This window comes from Ramlibacter sp. JJN2-2R (assembly GCF_057747835.1).
On record NZ_CM173226.1, the window covers coordinates 1,848,104 to 1,863,557 of the forward strand.

A 15,454-nucleotide genomic window follows, 5' to 3' on the forward strand; every position below is an offset into this window, starting at 1 on the left:
TCCAGGTCCGGTTGTGGTGCTCGCACGCGCCGGCGCGCCGAAAATGTGCGACTTGTGGCTGCAACGCACAAGGAGAAGAAATGCACAACAGGGCGGACGACAGCGACGCGGGCCCATCGCCGGAGAGCGAGTTCACGCGTCGAAGCCTGGGCATCATGCTGTCCCAGACGCGCGCCAGCGCGGTCGCGCTGACCCTGGTCGGGCCTTTGTATGGCTTGATGATCGTGCCCCGGGCGGGCTGGCTTCCCTGGCTCGGTTGGTACCTGACGCTGGTCGCCAGCGTGCTGGTGCGACAGCGCTACTTCATGCACCTGGTGGCGCGCGACGGCTACACCGAGCAGACATTGCGGCGGGTCTCCGTCTGGGCCGGTGTCACGGGGGTGCTCACGGCGGCCTGCGTGCCGTTGTTCGTCCACTGGCTCACGCTGCCCGAGGTGGCCGTCCTGACGATCCTGACGCTGGGCCAGATGCTCGTCGCCGTCATTGGCGTGGAGCCTCGCATGTATGCCGTGTACATGGTCACGTCGCTCTCGATGGTGTATGTCGGCTGGCTGTCGCACGGAAGCGATGTCCAGAAGCTCGTCATCGGGCTCGCGATGCTGCTGGGCGGCACCATGATGCAGCGCGCGGTGTTCACCTACTGGAAGACGTTGCGCGACAACGCCGACATGGGCGCGCGCAACGCGCTGCTGGTCGACCAGTTGCGCACCGCCCTCGACAAGCAGCAGGAGATCCAGTTCGCCCGCTCCCGCTTCCTTGCCGCGGCGAGCCACGACCTGCGGCAGCCGGCGCAGGCGCTGGTGTTCCTCACGGACATTTTCCGGCGCACCGTCGACGCGAGCCGGCGCGAAGCCATCGCGCCGCAGATCGTGCGCACCGGCGAGTCGATCGACACCATGTTCCGGCACCTGGTCGATTTCGCGCAGATCGATGCCGGCACGATGCGGGTCAACCTGCAGCCGGTCCAGCTGGGCTGGCTCGTCCAGGCGGTCGTCCCGGGCTTTCGCGAGCGGTGCGCCGCCAAGGGCCTGCGCTTTCGCGTCGACCTGCAGGCCGATGGGGCCGTCCGGGCCGACCCGGTGCTGCTCGAGCGCGTGCTGCGCAACTTCCTGGACAACGCGGCGAAGTATTCGAAGGCTGGAGAGATCGTCCTTCGGGTGCAGGAATCCGGTGACGACCTGGAGATCAGCGTCGAAGACCAGGGCGTCGGGATGGCGCAGGAGGACCTGGCGGCAGCCTGGAATGCCTTCCAGCGTGGCCGTTCCGCGACCCTGGTGGAAGAGGAGGGCCTGGGCCTCGGGCTGGCGATCTGCCGCCACATGGCCGACATGATGGGCGCCCGCGTGGGGTTGCACTCACGACCGGGCGAGGGCACCCGCGTGACCATCTGTCTTCCGAGGGCCACGGAAGCGGCGCCCGATGCGCGCCTGGGTGACGGATCACGGCGGCTCGACCTGCAGGGCCGGCTGTTCGCGGTCATCGAGAACGATCGTCTCGCCCGCGAGGCGCTCTCGGCGTGGCTGCAGGATGCCGGCGCGGTCGTCGCGGCGGGCGCCGACCTGGCCCAGGCGCAGGAGGCCTTGCGGGCGACGGGGCGGCGCCCCGATTGCATCCTCACGGATTACCGCCTGCCCCAAGGCGACGGCGTCTCCGCCATCGCGGCGCTGCGCGAGCAGCATGGGCCGGTGCCGGCCCTGATCGTGTCCGCCGAGCCCGACCTGCACGAACGCGGATTCGACGTGCCGCACCTGCAGAAGCCGGTGACGCCCGAGGCATTGGCGCAGCATCTGCGGCGGCTGTTGCCTGGCCTGGGTGAGCGGCTCGAATCCACATGAGGTCAGCGCGCACAGCGCCTGAACTCGGCTGCCGGATGGTCGCGGCTCGCGACGATGGTGTTCGGCCCGGCCACTGGTGGTTTCAGACCGCCCGCCGCACCAGCATCTCGCGGATCTTGCCGATCGCGGTGATCGGGCTCAGCCCTTTCGGGCAGACGTCCGAGCAATTCATGATCGAGCGGCAGCGGTACAGGCGGTACGGGTCCTCCAGGTCGTCCAGCCGCTCGCCCGTGGCCTGGTCGCGGCTGTCGGCGATGAAGCGATAGGCCTGGAGCAGCCCTGCGGGGCCGACGTACTTGTCGGGGTTCCACCAGAAGCTCGGGCAGGCCGATGTGCAACACGCGCACAGGATGCATTCATAGACCCCGTCGAGTTCCTCGCGCTCGGCCGGGCTCTGCAGGCGCTCCCGCTCCGGCGGCACGCGGTCATCGGCCACCCACGGCCGGATCGAGTGGTACTGCCTGAAGAAGCCCGTCATGTCCACGATCAGGTCGCGCACGACGGGCAACCCCGGCAGCGGCTTCAGCACGATCGGGTCCTGCAGGGTGCGCATGTTCGTCAGGCACGCCAGGCCGTTCCTGCCGTTGATGTTCATCGCGTCGGAGCCGCAGACGCCCTCGCGGCAGGAGCGCCGGAACGACAGGGTCGGGTCCTGCGCCTTCAGCGTCATCAGGGCGTCGAGCAGCATGCGCTCGTTGCCCTCCAGTTCGGCGACGACGGACCGCAACTCCGGCCGCGTGTGCTGGTCGGGGTCGTAGCGGTAGAGATGAAAGGTCCGGGACGGCATCGCAGCATCGCGCGGCGGGGTGAGCCCAGCACACTGGGCAAGCCTCATGCCACCGCTGCCACCGGCCGCTCGACATCGGGCGCAGCGAGGAGGAAGCGCGATGTTGCATTGCACGATAGTGCTTAACGTGCTAACCTGCGTGTTGCTGGACGTTCAACAGATCGTCGCTCTTCAGGTCTTACTTTCTCCCTCCGGCGGACTTGCAACCCGCCGCGTCGTTGTTTGAATTCCCCTCGATGTTCTCTGGCGTTGTGCACCGCACGGCATGTTGCTGCGCGGCCCCTTCCTCAATGGAGAGATCATGGAAAACAAACTCTACGTGGGCAACCTGCCCTACGCATTCAGCGACAACGACATGCAGCGCACTTTCAGTGAGTTCGGGTCGGTCAACAGCGCCAAGGTCATCATGGACCGCGACAGCGGTCGGTCCAAGGGCTTCGGCTTTGTCGAGATGTCCACCGCCGCTGAAGCCAATGCCGCCGTCGAGGCGCTGCATGGCCACGACCTGGGTGGCCGTGACATGGTCGTGAACATTGCCAAGCCGATGGAGCCGCGTGCCCCCCGCGCTGGCGGTGACGGCGGCAATCGCTACTGATCAACGGAAGCGCAGTCTCCAGGGCGTGCTTCGCACGCTCTGGCAGGTTGCAAAAGGGAGTTCCTGACGGGGCTCTCCATCCGAAACGGATGCTCATCGGCGGCGAGCCGAACGATGCAACCTGCCTCTTTGCGACCTTGGTCGCCCGATTGGTCTGTCGAGCTGCAGCCAACCGAGTCCCTGATGCTCACGCAGGTCGATCCAGGCCTGCGGTCCTGAATGCACTAGATTTCAAAGTCCGCTATTTCCATGGGCCAGTACGTCGTTTCGCCCGCGACACATCCGACCGACTGCGGCCGCTTTCGCGCCTCGTTCTCGATCCATCGGTCACAGGGAAACGGCAGCTACTGCCGCATCTTCCGGTTCGATCGAGCCTTCGCCTCGCGCGAAGCCGCCCGGATGTTTGCAATCACCCAGGGCTGGCTGCAGACGTGCATGGCGCATCCCCCGGCGTGCTGATGGTCTGCTCGATGCAGATCCACGCCAGCCTTCCCCGTTGCGCCGGAATCCCGGTCCGCACACCCGCTTCCCACGGTGCGCCCTGCGTTGCGCGCCATCATTGAGAAAGGCTCTTCCATGAGCAGCAAGATCTACGTGGGCAACTTGCCCTACTCCGTGACCGATTCCACCCTGGAAAGCAACTTTGCCGAGTTCGGCGGCGTTGCTTCCGCCAAGGTCATGATGGACCGCGAAACCGGCCGCTCCAAGGGCTTCGGTTTTGTGGAAATGGCGTCCGCGGACGTCGCCCAGGCCGCCATCAAGGCGCTGGACGGCATGTCCGTGGATGGACGCTCGATCGTCGTGAACCTGGCCCGCCCTCGTGAAGCGAGCCGTGGTTCGGGTGGCTACGGTGCGGACGGTTTCAAGGCAACCACGCGAGCTGACGTCGGCTATGGCAATGGCGGCTACGGCGGTGGCCGTTACTGACCCTGTCGCTTCCGACGAAAAACCGGCCCAGCCGGTTTTTTTTCGTTCGGACCGGGCGCTGACCAGGCGCAGCCGCTGAGCGGATCAGGTCCGCCGGGTCGCTGTGCCAGAGGCGTCAGTGGCGCAAGAAACTGTCGTGGATCGACAGGTGGCGCAATCTGGAGCGGGTGAAGGGAATCGAACCCTCGTATGAAGCTTGGGAAGCTGCCGTTCTACCATTGAACTACACCCGCGTGAGGCCGAAGTTTACGCGATCGGACAACGCCCCCGCGCGTGCGCGGGCCCGGTTCCCGGCCGGACCCTGGCGCGGCGCGGGCTAAGCCACCACGCGCACGTTCACGTCCGGATCGCGCCGCAGCACCTCCACGCCCACGCTGCCGCTGCGCTCGTGCCGCTGCAGCAGCAGGTCGCAGGTGGCGCCGGGCACGCCCAGGCGCTCGACCTTCAGCCAGTCCATGAACGCCGGCAGGCGCGGGTTGCGCAGGCACACGTCCCGGCCGTGGCACTCCAGCTCCAGGCCCAGGCAGGCCTGCAGCACGGCGAAGGGCGCGGCGGCAGCCCACGCCTGCGGCGAGCAGGCGACCGGGTACAGGGTCGGGCCCGCATCGGGGCGGCGCGGGAAGCCGCAGAACAGCTCGGGCAGGCGGTGCAGGTCGAAGTGCAGGCTCGACTCGTACATCGCCGTGAGCAGGCGCATGGCGTCCTCGGTGCGGCCGTAGCGCGCCAGGCCCATGGCCGAGATCGCGTTGTCGTGCGGCCAGATCGACCCGTTGTGGTACGACATCGGGTTGTAGCGCGCCTCGCCATGGGCGATGGTGCGCACGCCCCAGCCGCTGAAGAACGCGGGGCCCAGCAGCGCGTCGGCGATCCGGCGGGCATGGTCGTCCGACGCGATGCCGCTCCACAGGCAGTGCCCGATGTTGGAGGCCAGCACCTCGCAGCGGCGCTTGTCGCCGTCCAGGGCCAGCGCATAGGCGCCGCGCTCCTCCGACCAGAACGCCGACTGGAAGCGCACCTTGAGCGTCTCGGCCTCCTGCTTCAGCCGCTCGGCCAGCGGAATGTCGCCGAAGGCCTCGGCCATCGTGGCCATGGCCAGCTTGCCGTGGTAGACGTAGCCCTGCACCTCGCACAGCGCGATCGGCGCATCGGCCAGCCGGCCGTCGCGGTGGAACACCGAGTCCTGCGAGTCCTTCCAGCCCTGCTGCGTCAGGCCGTCCTTGCTCTTGCGGGCGTATTCCACGAAGCCGTCGCCGTCGGCATCGCCGAAGTTGTCGATCCAGCCCAGCGCGGCCATGAGGTTGGGCCACAGCTTGCGCACCGTCCCCTCGTCACCGGTGCGGGACCAGTAGGCGCCGGCCAGCACCAGGAACAGCGGCGTCGCGTCCACCGTGCCGTAGTAGCGGCCGAACGGGATCTCGCGCGTGCGGGCCATCTCGCTCGAGCGGGCCTCGTGCAGGATCTTGCCGGGCTCGGCGTCGCGCTGCGGATCGGACTCGGTGGCCTGCGTCTCGGCCAGGAACTTCAGCACGCCGCGCGCCAGGCTCGGGTCCAGCCAAAGGTATTCCAGCGCCGTGAGGATGCCGTCGCGCCCGAACGTGGTGGAGTACCAGGGCACGCCGGCGAAGGGGTAGGGGCCGGTGCGCAGCTGGGTGGTGAGCATCGCGAGGTCCGACACCGAGCGGTCCAGCCACAGGTTGGCCAGCGGGTTGGACGAGGTCAGGCGGCAGCCCGCTTCGCTGGACGAGCGGCGCGCCGCGTTGTTGGCCAGGAAGGCCTCGTGGTAGCTCGGCGCCGACACGAGCGGCTCGCCCTCGCGCTCGCACAGCACGGTGACGTAGAAATGGAAGTCCTGCCCGGGCTCCAGCCGCACGTCGTAGGCCGCCCGGTGGTGCTGCAGGTCCTGCGGCATCGGATCGAAGCGCACGTGCGTGCGCCGCTGGGCGCCGTCGAGCCCGCGGTAGGGCAGCACCACCTCGCTGCCGTCCACGTGCGGCGGCAGCCGCTCGCCGCGCTTGGCCCGCTGCATGCCGCGCACTTCGAACAGGTCGACGAAGTCGGCGTCGAAGGCCAGCTCGACGCGCACCTGGGCCGGCTGGGTGCCGTGGTGGCTGATGCGCACGTGCTGGTAGCAGGCGCCCTGCCACAGCAGCTTGGCGCGGAACAGGTGCAGCGTGCCCTTGGGCAGCACGACGTTGCCGCCTTCGGTGAGGTCGGGGTTCATCAGGTCGATGGCCAGCAGGCTGTTGGCCTCCTGCACCGACGAGCCCAGGTACAGCGGCCGCGCGCCGTCGATCGTCAGTTCCTCGTACGAGAGGAACCGGGTGTCCTCGTGGTACAGGCCCTCCTGCCCGGGGGCCAGCGCCGCGATGTCGCCGGTGCGGTCGAACATCGCGAAGGCGAGGTCGCTCTTGAGCGTCTGGGGCTGCTCCTCGGGCCGTGCGAACGTGGCCAGCACGTACCACTTGTCGTCGACCTGGATTTTCCTGTCTGCCATGCGTATTCCTTTCGTTCAGGCAGCCATGCGGCTCTCGGCCAGCACGCGGTACAGCGAGAGGTACGACGCGGCCATCACCGGCGCGGCGAAGCGGCGCTCGAAGGCCTGCCGGCAGGCTGCGCGGTCGATGGTGTGCACGCGCCGCGCGGCATCGATCGCCTGCGCCTGGTCGTGCACGATGAAGCCGGTCACCCCATGCTCGACCAGCTCGGGGATGGAGCCGTGGCCGTAGGCGATCACGGGGGTGCCGCACGCGAAGGCCTCGGTGATGACCAGGCCGAACGGCTCGGGCCAGTCGATCAGCGTCAGCAGCGCCTTGGCGTTGCCCACGAAGTCGTCCTTTTCCTCGTCGCCGATCTCGCCGATGAAGGTGACCAGCGGATGGTCGAGCAGCGGCTCGATCTTCTCCTCGTAGTACTGCCGGTCGGCGGGGTCCACCTTGGCCGCGATGCGCAGCGGCGTGTTGCAGGCGATCGCGATCTCGATCGCGCGGTCGCAGCCCTTCTCGGGCGAGATCCTGCCCAGGAACGCGAAGTAGTCCTGCGGCTCGGGATGGAAGGTGTACAGGTCCGGCGGCAACCCGTGGTGCACGGTGGCGAGCCAGTTGGCCTTGGCGATCGGGGTGCGCTGCGAATTGGAGATCGACACCAGCGGATGCCTGTGGAAATGCCGGTACAGCGGCTGCAGGTCCGGCAGGTCGAGCCGGCCGTGCAGCGTGGTCAGGCTGGGCGTCTTGCACTGCATCGCCACCGGCAGGGGCAGCGTGTCGATGTGGAAATGGATGACGTCGAAGTTGGCGGCCATCTCTCGCACGCGATCGATCATCAGCGTGTGCCAGACCACCGGATCGGGCCGCGCGGGGTGCAGGCGCAGGGCGCGGTCGACCACCGGCACCAGGCGCGCGCGCGTGGTCGAGTCGCCGCTGGCGAACAGGGTGATGTCATGGCCGAGGTCGATCAGGGCTTCGGTGAGGTAGTGGACGACGCGTTCGGTGCCGCCATAGGCGCGAGGCGGGACGCTTTCGATGAGGGGGGCTACTTGGGCAATACGCATGGCTCGGTCGTGGTCGCGCGGCGCGCCTGCGGCCGGCATGGAAATGGGAAGGCACCACGCTAGCCCTGCATCAACGGCCCGTCTGTAGGAAGGTTGCCCGCATGACGGCAACCGGGCCGCGCCCGCGTGCATGAGGCACGCAACGGCCGGGCAGGCCGCGCGAGGCGGCTCAACCCGTTCCCGCATCGCCCGGTGTCGCCATCGACACGCGCCGCCGCAGGGCCATCACCGCGGCCGTTCGCGTTTCCACCCCGAGCTTCTGGTAGATGTGTTCGAGGTGCTTGTGCACGGTGCGCTTGCTGATGGCGAGCAGTGCCGCGATCTCGGCGTCGGTCTTGCCGCAGGACAGCCATCGCATGACGTCGCCCTCGCGCGCCGTGAGGGGCTCGCGCCCGTTGCCGGGCACCAGCGCCGGCGCGGGCGCTGGCCGCGGCACGATCACGGCGCCGCCGCGCAGCCGCGCCTGCCCATACAGGTACGCCAGGTGCGGCTGCAGCAGCGCGAGCCGCTCGCGATCGCGCTCGCTGAAGCCGCCATGCCGGCGGCTGAGCGCGATGGACACGAGTTGCGTGGGGTCCGAGGCGAGCGGCACGGCGGCGATGAACTGGCTGGCACCGGAACCGGTGGCGGCCGCTGCGCCCGAGCCGTTGCGGGTGACCGCCAGCGCCGCCTGGTCACAGGCCACGAACGACCCCAGCGCCTCCAGCGTCGCCTCCAGCAGCCCGGACACGTCGCCGGCGTGCTGCTCCAGCGTCGCGAGCAGCGTGAGCGCGGTCGCGTAGTCGTGGCGGGTCAGGTGCGTCACTCGCTTCCTCCCTGGGCCGGGCGGCGTACGCATTGCTTCGTATGGAGCATCGCACGGGGGCACGCCACGATGGCCGGACGTGGACCCAGTATAGGCAGCCGCCTGAAGGAGCGAACCATGCCGGTGGACGAGTCGAAACTGAATGTGTTCATGGCCGGCTTCGTGCACGACATCGGTGCCGTGCTGCACGCGGCCACGGTCGTGGTGGGCGACCAGCTCGGCCTGTACAAGTCGCTGGCCGAGGGGCCCGCCACCGCACGCGAACTGGCAGCCAGGACGCAGACCGACGAGCGCTACCTGCGCGAGTGGCTGTCGGCGCAGGCGGCCAGCGGCTACGTCACCTACGATCCGCAGGAGCAGCGCTTCTCGCTGTCGGACGAGCAGGCGTTCGCGCTGGCCGAGGAGGGCAGCCCGGCCTTCGTGCCCGGCGCGTTCCAGATCGGCGTGGCGCAGTTCAAGGCGATCCCGAAGATGGTCCAGGCGATGCGCACGGGGCTGGGCATCGGCTGGCACGAGCACGACACGTCGCTGTTCCACGGCACCGAGCGGTTCTTCCGGCCGGGCTACGCGGCCAACCTGGTGAGCCAGTGGCTGCCCGCGCTGCCCGGCGTGGTCGAGCGGCTCGAGCGCGGCGCGCGCGTGGCCGACGTGGGCTGCGGCCACGGCGCCTCGACCCTGATCATGGCGCAGGCCTTCCCGAAGTCCACCTTCACCGGCTTCGACTACCACGCGCCGTCGATCGACCGCGCGTCCCGGGCGGCCGCGGACGCGGGGCTGCCGACCGCGCGCGTGCGGTTCGAGGTCGCGGGCGCGAAGGACTATCCCGGCCGCGACTACGACCTGGTGGCCTTCTTCGACTGCCTGCACGACATGGGCGACCCGGTGGGCGCCGCGCGGCACGTGCGGGAGAGCCTGCAGCCCGACGGCACGTGGATGCTCGTCGAGCCGTACGCCGGGGACGCGCTGGAGGACAACATCAACCCGGTGGGCCGCGTGTTCTATTCGGCCTCCACCTTCATCTGCACACCGGCTTCGCGCTCGCAGGAAGTCGGCCTGTGCCTGGGCGCGCAGGCCGGCGAGAAGCGGCTGCGCGAGGTCGCGGAGCGCGGCGGCTTCAGCGTGTTCCGCCGCGCCACAGAGACACCGTTCAACCTGGTCTTCGAAGCACGTCCCTGAGGGACGAAGGAGCAAGCCATGCCACGCCAATACATCGACTGCCGGGCATTCCCGAGCGAGAGCAACTGCAGCATCGCCATCGCGGCGGACAACGAGAAGGAGCTGGTCGAGGCCGCGGTGCAGCACGCCGTCGCCGTGCACGGCCACGAGGACACGCCGGAGCTGCGCCAGCAGCTGGCCGGCGTGATCCGGACCGGCACGCCGCCGGTCGAGGCGCCGGTCCAGCAGCCTGCATGAGCAGGCGCCGCGGGCCGCGTCCGCCGCGGCCCGCGGGCTGAGGCGGCGCACATGACGAAGGCCCGGGGGAGGCGTCGCCTCCGCCCGGGCCTGTCCGTGTGCGCGCCGGCCGCTCAGCCTTCGGTCGGGTGCCTGGGCGCCGACGGCGTCGGGTACATCTGGTCGCGCTCGTTCTGCGCGGCGCCGCCGCTGCCGGTGCGCGGGCCGCCGTCGGTGGGGTACTGCGGGCCGCCGGCATAGCTGCCGCCGCTGCCGCCGCCGGCGCCCAGGTTCGAGCCGCCGTAGCCACCGCCCGCGCCGCCGCCGGTGCTGCCCCCAGCGGGGCCGACGGCACCCGGGCCCCCGCCCATGCCGCCGCCGCCGGTCGCGCCGCCACCGCCCATGCCGCCACCGCCACCGTAGCCGCCGTAGCCACCGCCCGCGGCGCCCCCGCCGCCACCATAGCTGCCGCCGGAGCCGCCCGAGCTGCGGGCCGACTGCAACGAGGCCTGGGCGCGTTCGCGCATGTCCTGGGCCTGCTCGCGCGCCATGTCGCCGCCGACTTCGGCCGCGTGGGCCAGCTGCGGGCCCTTCTCCTGCGCCGTCGCGTACCAGCTGTTCAGGATGCGGCTGGCCGTCTCGCGCCCGCCGAGGCCGAAGGCCAGGCCCAGGCCCAGCGCGATGGCGCCCACGAAGGCCATGAACAGCGTGTTCACCAGCGTCGTGGCGATGCCGATCTGGTTGACGGCGACCACGATCGCGAACGCCCAGACCATCACCGAGGCCAGCTTGGCGAGCAGGCCGGAGTTGGACAGGCCCGCTTCGGCGGTCGCGCCGCGCACCAGGTTGCTCAGGGCGCGGGCGGCCAGGCCGCCGATCACCAGCACCACCAGCGCCACGACCACGTTGGGCAGCCACATCAGCAGGTCGCGCAGCACGTCCGACACCGCGGGCAGGCCCAGCGCGTCGAAGGCCACCACCAGGCCGATCAGGCGGATGAACCACTTGGCGACCAGCCCCAGCATGCCGGCCGCATCGGTTCCCACGTTCATCTTCGCCACGAAGTCCGCGAATCCGGAGCGGACGGCCAGGTCGTTGAACTTCACGGCGCGCAGCAGGGCGGCCACGCCCCGTTCCACCAGCGACGAGATCAGCCAGGCGACGACGAGGATGACGGCGAAGCCGATGATCTTCGGGATCGCCGAGAGGAACATCGCCATCGCGGCAGCCAGCGACGTCATCATCGCGCTGCCCCAGTCTGTGATTGCTGTCTGCATGGTGGACTCCGGTCGGGGACGAGTGGGGATGCTCAAACTCTCCGGCCCGCCCTCCCGAGGCGAGGTCGGCGCAAGTCCGCGCGCGATGTAGGAAGAACGACCGGTGCCAAATGCCTGAGCCAGCGCCGGCTCAGGCGTTGCCATGGATCAGCAGGGGCGTGCGCGGCCGCTGGGTTCGACCCCCTCCACTGTCATGCCGGGCTTGAGCATCCAGTCCCCGTGTCGGCAGCGGGACTGGATTGCGGGTCGAGCCCGCAATGACGGGCCTTTGGCGCAATGACAGGCGTTCGGGTGGTGCAGTGGCAGGCTCAACCCCACTCCACTGTCATGCCGGGCTCGACCCGGCATCCAGTTCTGCCGTCCCGGTCAGAACCGCGTGCCCAGCCCGACCACCACGGCCCGGCTGGCGGTCAGCTGGACACCGTTGACCGACTGGTGCAGCGGGTGCTGGTAGAACGCGTAGACGCGCAGGCGCTCCGAGGCCTGGTAGGCGACACCGGGGCTGAGGAACAGCGAGCGGCTGCCGCTGTCGGCGGGCTCGGCATCGGCGCCGCTGTCGCGTCCCTTGACCAGCGCGTTGAGCTGCACCAGGCCCGACCAGGCGGCGGCGAACTGCTGCGAGTAGCCGGCGTTGACCGCCAGCTGGCTGCCGGGCTTGTAGCCGCCGCGGGCGTTCAGCGCCTGCTGCAGCTGGGCGTCGGCGAACCAGGCCGCGTCGCGCTGGGGCAGCTGCTGGTGGAAGAACGCACCGACGATCGCGTCCGTCGTGCCCGTGCCCGGCTGCAGGCTGCGCTCGGCCACGTCGCCGTCCGCATTGGCCAGCGTCCTGCGGCCCGTCGGCAGCTTCAGGCCGAACGTCACCCCGGCCGTGCGCGTCGCATCGTCGCCCAGCCGCGCCTGGTAGCGACCCAGGATCCGCATGTCGCCCACTTCGCGGAAGTCCCACTGCTCGGGAACCTGCGCGCCACGGTGGTTGTGGACGTGCAGGTGCGCCCGGTCGACCACCGGCGCCGAGACCGAGTAGCCCCAGCCGGACGCGAAGCTCTGCGACCAGGTGGCCACCAGGTTGCGGTTGGTGGTGCGCACCTCGTCATGGTGGTGCGGGATCTCGCCGACGCGCAGCTTGCGCGTGCCGGTGCGCGGCTGGTCCTGCCGGATGGACTCGTAGCGCAGGTCCAGGACGCTGCCGTCGCCGATCCCCAGGCTGTCGGCCGCGAGGTCGGTGTTGATGGCGCAGAACGCCGAGCCGCAGCTGGCCTGCGCGGGCGCAGTCGCGAGCAGGGCAGCGAGGGAAACGAACGATGCACCGGCACGAAGGCGCGGCGCGGCATGGAAGAGGGCCATGCGGAACTCCTTGGGTCTGATCTGGGATGCCGCGGGGGATGCGGACGGGAGCGAAAGGCGATCAGGCCAGGGGCGGGGCGCGCGCCTGCCAGGGCAGCGCGACCCAGGCGGCGCGGTGCGGCGCGGCGGTCGGCCGCGGCTCGACGCGCGCGGGAGCCACCGGCGCCTGCACGCCGGCGGCCGGCGGCGGCGGCGCGATCGCGGCCAGGCACGCGGGGCACTGGAGCAGGTGCGAGGGGACCTCGCCGGCATCGCCGCCGGGGGCGAAGGTCGTCCCGCTTGCCGAGCAGACCAGCTGCCCAGGGGCGGCGAACGCCGGTGCCACCACCGAGGCGAACAGCATCGCCACGAACCACGCCAGCACCAGCTTGGCGAGGCGGCGGCTGCGAAGCGGCGGGGGCATGGCGCGGATTATCGGCGCGGCCGTTGCGCGCCGCACCACCCGTGGCGCCAGCGGTTGACGAGGCTCAACCGGCGGCCAGCTCGTCCAGCACCTTCGCGATGTCGCCGCGCAGGCTGGAGATCGGCAGGCGCGCCAGTTCGGGCAGCGTGCGCCGCGCGGCCAGCCGCCTGGCGACGAGGAACCCGAGGTAGTAGCCGCTGCGCCCGGGCACGGCCGCGTCGCCGTCACGGTTGCCGTAGAACCAGCGCCGGTAGTCGTCGGGCGCCGTCGAGTCGAGCTCCTGGCGCAGCTGGCGCGCGAGCTCGGGCAGGCGCGCCTGGGCCCGCTCGGGCGTCGTGCGGGGCAGGCCGAAGATCGCCACGCCGGTGGCGGCCGGATTGAGCGCCTGCGCCACGTAGGTCGCCAGTCCCTCGCGCCAGAGCGCGAAATAGACCGGGTCGCGGTCGCGCTCGTCGGTGTCGAACTGCGAGTGGTAGACGTGGAACAGCTCGTGGTGGAAGAACGGCTCCGGGTTCGCGTCGGTGCCGTACACGTACGCGATCATGTCGATGCCGAACAGCAGCGCCATCTGGCCGCCGATGGTGCGGGTGGCGCCGTCGAAGCCGCCCAGCGAATGCATGAAGTACAGGTCGCCCTGGTAGCGCAGGTCGGGGAAGGTGCGGCGGAAGCTCGCCTCGTAGCGCGGCAGGTCGTTGGCGATCGAGGTGCTCAGCTGGCGGATCAGCGCTTCCCGGCCGGCCAGCATGCGCTGCACGCGCTTGAAGCGCTCCAGCAGCTGCGGCTCGTAGGGCTTGTCGCGGTCGAGCCCGATCACCGGCGCGGCGTAGGCGCGTGGGTGCCGGCGCACCACCGTGTCGAGGAACAGGCGCGCCTGGGCATCGTCGTCCAGCCCGCGCGCCGCCTCCACGAACGCCCACCACTCGGGCATGAGGTCGATGACGCGGTAGCCGGCACCCTCCGCGGCGCCGGCGCAGGCAGTGCCCAGCAGGGCGACGGCGCCGGCGGCGAATTCGCGGCGGCCGATCACTTGAGGATGTCGCCCAGGCAGAGGTACTTCATCTCCACGTACTCGTCGATGCCGTGGTGCGAGCCCTCGCGGCCCAGGCCCGACTGCTTGACGCCACCGAAGGGCACGTGCTCGGTGGCGATGATGCCCACGTTGATGCCGACCATGCCGTACTCCAGCGCCTCGCTCACGCGGAAGATGCGGCCGACGTCGCGGCTGTAGAAGTAGCTCGCCAGGCCGAACTCGGTGTTGTTGGCGGCGTCCACCGCCTCCTGTTCGGTGTGGAACCGGAAGATCGGCGCCAGCGGGCCGAAGGTCTCCTCGCGCGCGCACAGCATGTCGGCGCTGGCGCCGGCCAGGACGGTGGGCGCGAAGAACTGGCCTTGCATGCGCTGGCCGCCAACCACGACCTTGGCGCCCTTGGCCAGCGCGTCCTCGATGTGCCGTTGCACCTTGTCCAGCGCCGACGGCTCGATCAGCGGGCCCTGCACGACGCCGTCCTCGAAGCCGTTGCCGACCTTGAAGGCCTTGACCTTGGCCGCGAACTTCTCGACGAAGCGGTCGTACACGCCGTCCTGGACGTAGATGCGGTTGGCGCACACGCAGGTCTGGCCGGCGTTGCGGTACTTGCTGGCGATGGCGCCGTCGACGGCCGAGTCGATGTCGGCGTCGTCGAACACGATGAAGGGCGCGTTGCCGCCCAGCTCCAGGCTCAGCTTCTTGATGCTGGGCGCGCTCTGCGCCATCAGGATGCGGCCGACCTCGGTCGAGCCGGTGAAGCTGATGTGGCGCACGGTGTCGCTGGCGCAGAACACCTTGCCCACGGCGATGCTGTTGGCGCCGTCGGCCGTCAGCACGTTCAGCACGCCGGCCGGGATGCCGGCGCGGACGGCGAGTTCGGCGGCGGCCAGCGCCGTCAGCGGGGTCAGCTCGGCGGGCTTGATCACCACCGGGCAGCCGGCGGCCAGCGCGGGCGCGACCTTGCGGGTGATCATGGCCAGCGGGAAGTTCCACGGCGTGATGGCCGCGCAGACGCCGATCGGCTGGCGGATCACCAGCAGCCGGCGGTTGTTGTCGAACTGCGGCAGCGTCTCGCCGTTGACGCGCTTGGCTTCCTCGGCGAACCACTCGACGAAGCTGGCGCCGTACGCCACCTCGCCCTTGGCCTCGGCGAAGGGCTTGCCCTGCTCGGCGGTCATCAGCCGGCCCAGGTCCTCCTGGTTGGCCATCAGCAGGTCGAACCACTTGCGCAGGAGGATGCTGCGCTCCTTGCCGGTCTTGCCGCGCCAGGCCGGCCAGGCCGCATCGGCGGCGGCGATGGCCTGCTCGGCCTCGGCCGGGCCGAGGTTGGCCACGTCGGCCAGCTTGGCGCCGGTGGCCGGGTCGTGCACGTCGAAGCGGGCGCCGCCCGCGATCCACCGGCCGCCGATCAGGGCGTCGGTCTTGAGCAGCGAGGGGTCGTTCAGCTGGGCGAGCGGGGAGGTCTTCATGTCCATGGCGGGTCTCCTTCGGGGGCGATTTTGCGCCGGGTGGGCG

15 protein-coding genes and 1 tRNA gene are annotated in these 15,454 nt (G+C 70.2%); 6 read left to right on the forward strand and 10 right to left on the reverse strand.

Annotated features, from left to right (window positions below; genetic code table 11):
• The first annotated feature begins 80 nt into the window (after positions 1-80).
• Complete coding sequence (locus AC3ANR_RS09140; RefSeq protein WP_488291562.1) at positions 81-1,835, forward strand: hybrid sensor histidine kinase/response regulator; 1,755 nt, start codon at positions 81-83, stop codon at positions 1,833-1,835.
• 82 nt (positions 1,836-1,917) lie between these two features.
• On the opposite strand, the gene AC3ANR_RS09145 is transcribed toward AC3ANR_RS09140, so the two are convergent.
• Positions 1,918-2,622 (reverse strand): succinate dehydrogenase iron-sulfur subunit, encoded by a 705-nt coding sequence (locus AC3ANR_RS09145; protein ID WP_488291563.1) that lies wholly within the window; start codon positions 2,620-2,622, stop codon positions 1,918-1,920.
• Between the two features lie 301 nt (positions 2,623-2,923).
• On the opposite strand from AC3ANR_RS09145, the gene rbp (AC3ANR_RS09150) reads away from it, so the two are divergent.
• The 3 genes from rbp (AC3ANR_RS09150) to rbp (AC3ANR_RS09160) all read left to right on the forward strand — a co-directional run bounded on the left by rbp (AC3ANR_RS09150) (position 2,924) and on the right by rbp (AC3ANR_RS09160) (position 4,144).
• A complete protein-coding gene (gene rbp / locus AC3ANR_RS09150) occupies positions 2,924-3,217 on the forward strand; it encodes an RNA-binding regulator (RefSeq protein WP_488291564.1) in 294 nt (97 codons plus the stop codon).
• Between the two features lie 249 nt (positions 3,218-3,466).
• Positions 3,467-3,676, forward strand: a complete 210-nt coding sequence (locus tag AC3ANR_RS09155) for a hypothetical protein (protein ID WP_488291565.1) — start codon at positions 3,467-3,469, stop codon at positions 3,674-3,676.
• Positions 3,677-3,793: 117 nt separating this feature from the next.
• Complete coding sequence (rbp, locus tag AC3ANR_RS09160) at positions 3,794-4,144, forward strand: RNA-binding regulator (RefSeq protein WP_488291566.1); 351 nt, start codon at positions 3,794-3,796, stop codon at positions 4,142-4,144.
• Between the two features lie 159 nt (positions 4,145-4,303).
• Here rbp (AC3ANR_RS09160) and AC3ANR_RS09165 read toward each other — a convergent pair.
• The 4 genes from AC3ANR_RS09165 to AC3ANR_RS09180 form a co-directional block, all read right to left on the reverse strand.
• Positions 4,304-4,377: transfer RNA gene (locus AC3ANR_RS09165), tRNA-Gly, on the reverse strand.
• An 83-nt stretch (positions 4,378-4,460) separates the two neighbouring features.
• On the reverse strand, positions 4,461-6,638 hold the full coding sequence (locus tag AC3ANR_RS09170; RefSeq protein WP_488291567.1) for an amylo-alpha-1,6-glucosidase: 2,178 nt from the start codon (positions 6,636-6,638) through the stop codon (positions 4,461-4,463).
• 15 nt (positions 6,639-6,653) lie between these two features.
• Positions 6,654-7,691 (reverse strand): glycosyltransferase family 4 protein, encoded by a 1,038-nt coding sequence (locus AC3ANR_RS09175; RefSeq protein ID WP_488291568.1) that lies wholly within the window; start codon positions 7,689-7,691, stop codon positions 6,654-6,656.
• Positions 7,692-7,860: 169 nt separating this feature from the next.
• Positions 7,861-8,496 (reverse strand): helix-turn-helix transcriptional regulator, encoded by a 636-nt coding sequence (locus tag AC3ANR_RS09180; RefSeq protein WP_488291569.1) that lies wholly within the window; start codon positions 8,494-8,496, stop codon positions 7,861-7,863.
• Between the two features lie 117 nt (positions 8,497-8,613).
• Here AC3ANR_RS09180 and AC3ANR_RS09185 point away from each other — a divergent pair, with 117 nt between their 5' ends.
• On the forward strand, positions 8,614-9,672 hold the full coding sequence (locus tag AC3ANR_RS09185; RefSeq protein ID WP_488291570.1) for a class I SAM-dependent methyltransferase: 1,059 nt from the start codon (positions 8,614-8,616) through the stop codon (positions 9,670-9,672).
• An 18-nt stretch (positions 9,673-9,690) separates the two neighbouring features.
• Complete coding sequence (locus tag AC3ANR_RS09190) at positions 9,691-9,909, forward strand: DUF1059 domain-containing protein (RefSeq protein WP_488291571.1); 219 nt, start codon at positions 9,691-9,693, stop codon at positions 9,907-9,909.
• 113 nt (positions 9,910-10,022) lie between these two features.
• Here AC3ANR_RS09190 and AC3ANR_RS09195 read toward each other — a convergent pair whose 3' ends face one another.
• The 5 genes from AC3ANR_RS09195 to AC3ANR_RS09215 form a co-directional block, all read right to left on the reverse strand.
• A complete protein-coding gene (locus AC3ANR_RS09195; protein WP_488291572.1) occupies positions 10,023-11,165 on the reverse strand; it encodes a mechanosensitive ion channel family protein in 1,143 nt (380 codons plus the stop codon).
• A 366-nt stretch (positions 11,166-11,531) separates the two neighbouring features.
• Positions 11,532-12,509 (reverse strand): transporter, encoded by a 978-nt coding sequence (locus AC3ANR_RS09200; protein WP_488291573.1) that lies wholly within the window; start codon positions 12,507-12,509, stop codon positions 11,532-11,534.
• A gap of 61 nt (positions 12,510-12,570) precedes the next feature.
• Positions 12,571-12,912 carry a hypothetical protein gene (locus AC3ANR_RS09205; protein ID WP_488291574.1) on the reverse strand — a complete coding sequence of 114 codons (342 nt, stop codon included), beginning with the start codon at positions 12,910-12,912 and terminating at the stop codon, positions 12,571-12,573.
• A 64-nt stretch (positions 12,913-12,976) separates the two neighbouring features.
• Positions 12,977-13,939 carry a DUF2268 domain-containing putative Zn-dependent protease gene (locus tag AC3ANR_RS09210; RefSeq protein WP_488291575.1) on the reverse strand — a complete coding sequence of 321 codons (963 nt, stop codon included), beginning with the start codon at positions 13,937-13,939 and terminating at the stop codon, positions 12,977-12,979.
• Entirely contained in the window at positions 13,936-15,414 is a 1,479-nt protein-coding gene (locus tag AC3ANR_RS09215; protein WP_488291576.1) for an NAD-dependent succinate-semialdehyde dehydrogenase, read from the reverse strand. The genes AC3ANR_RS09210 and AC3ANR_RS09215 overlap by 4 nt, the downstream gene beginning before the upstream one ends.
• Between the last annotated feature and the right edge of the window lie 40 nt (positions 15,415-15,454).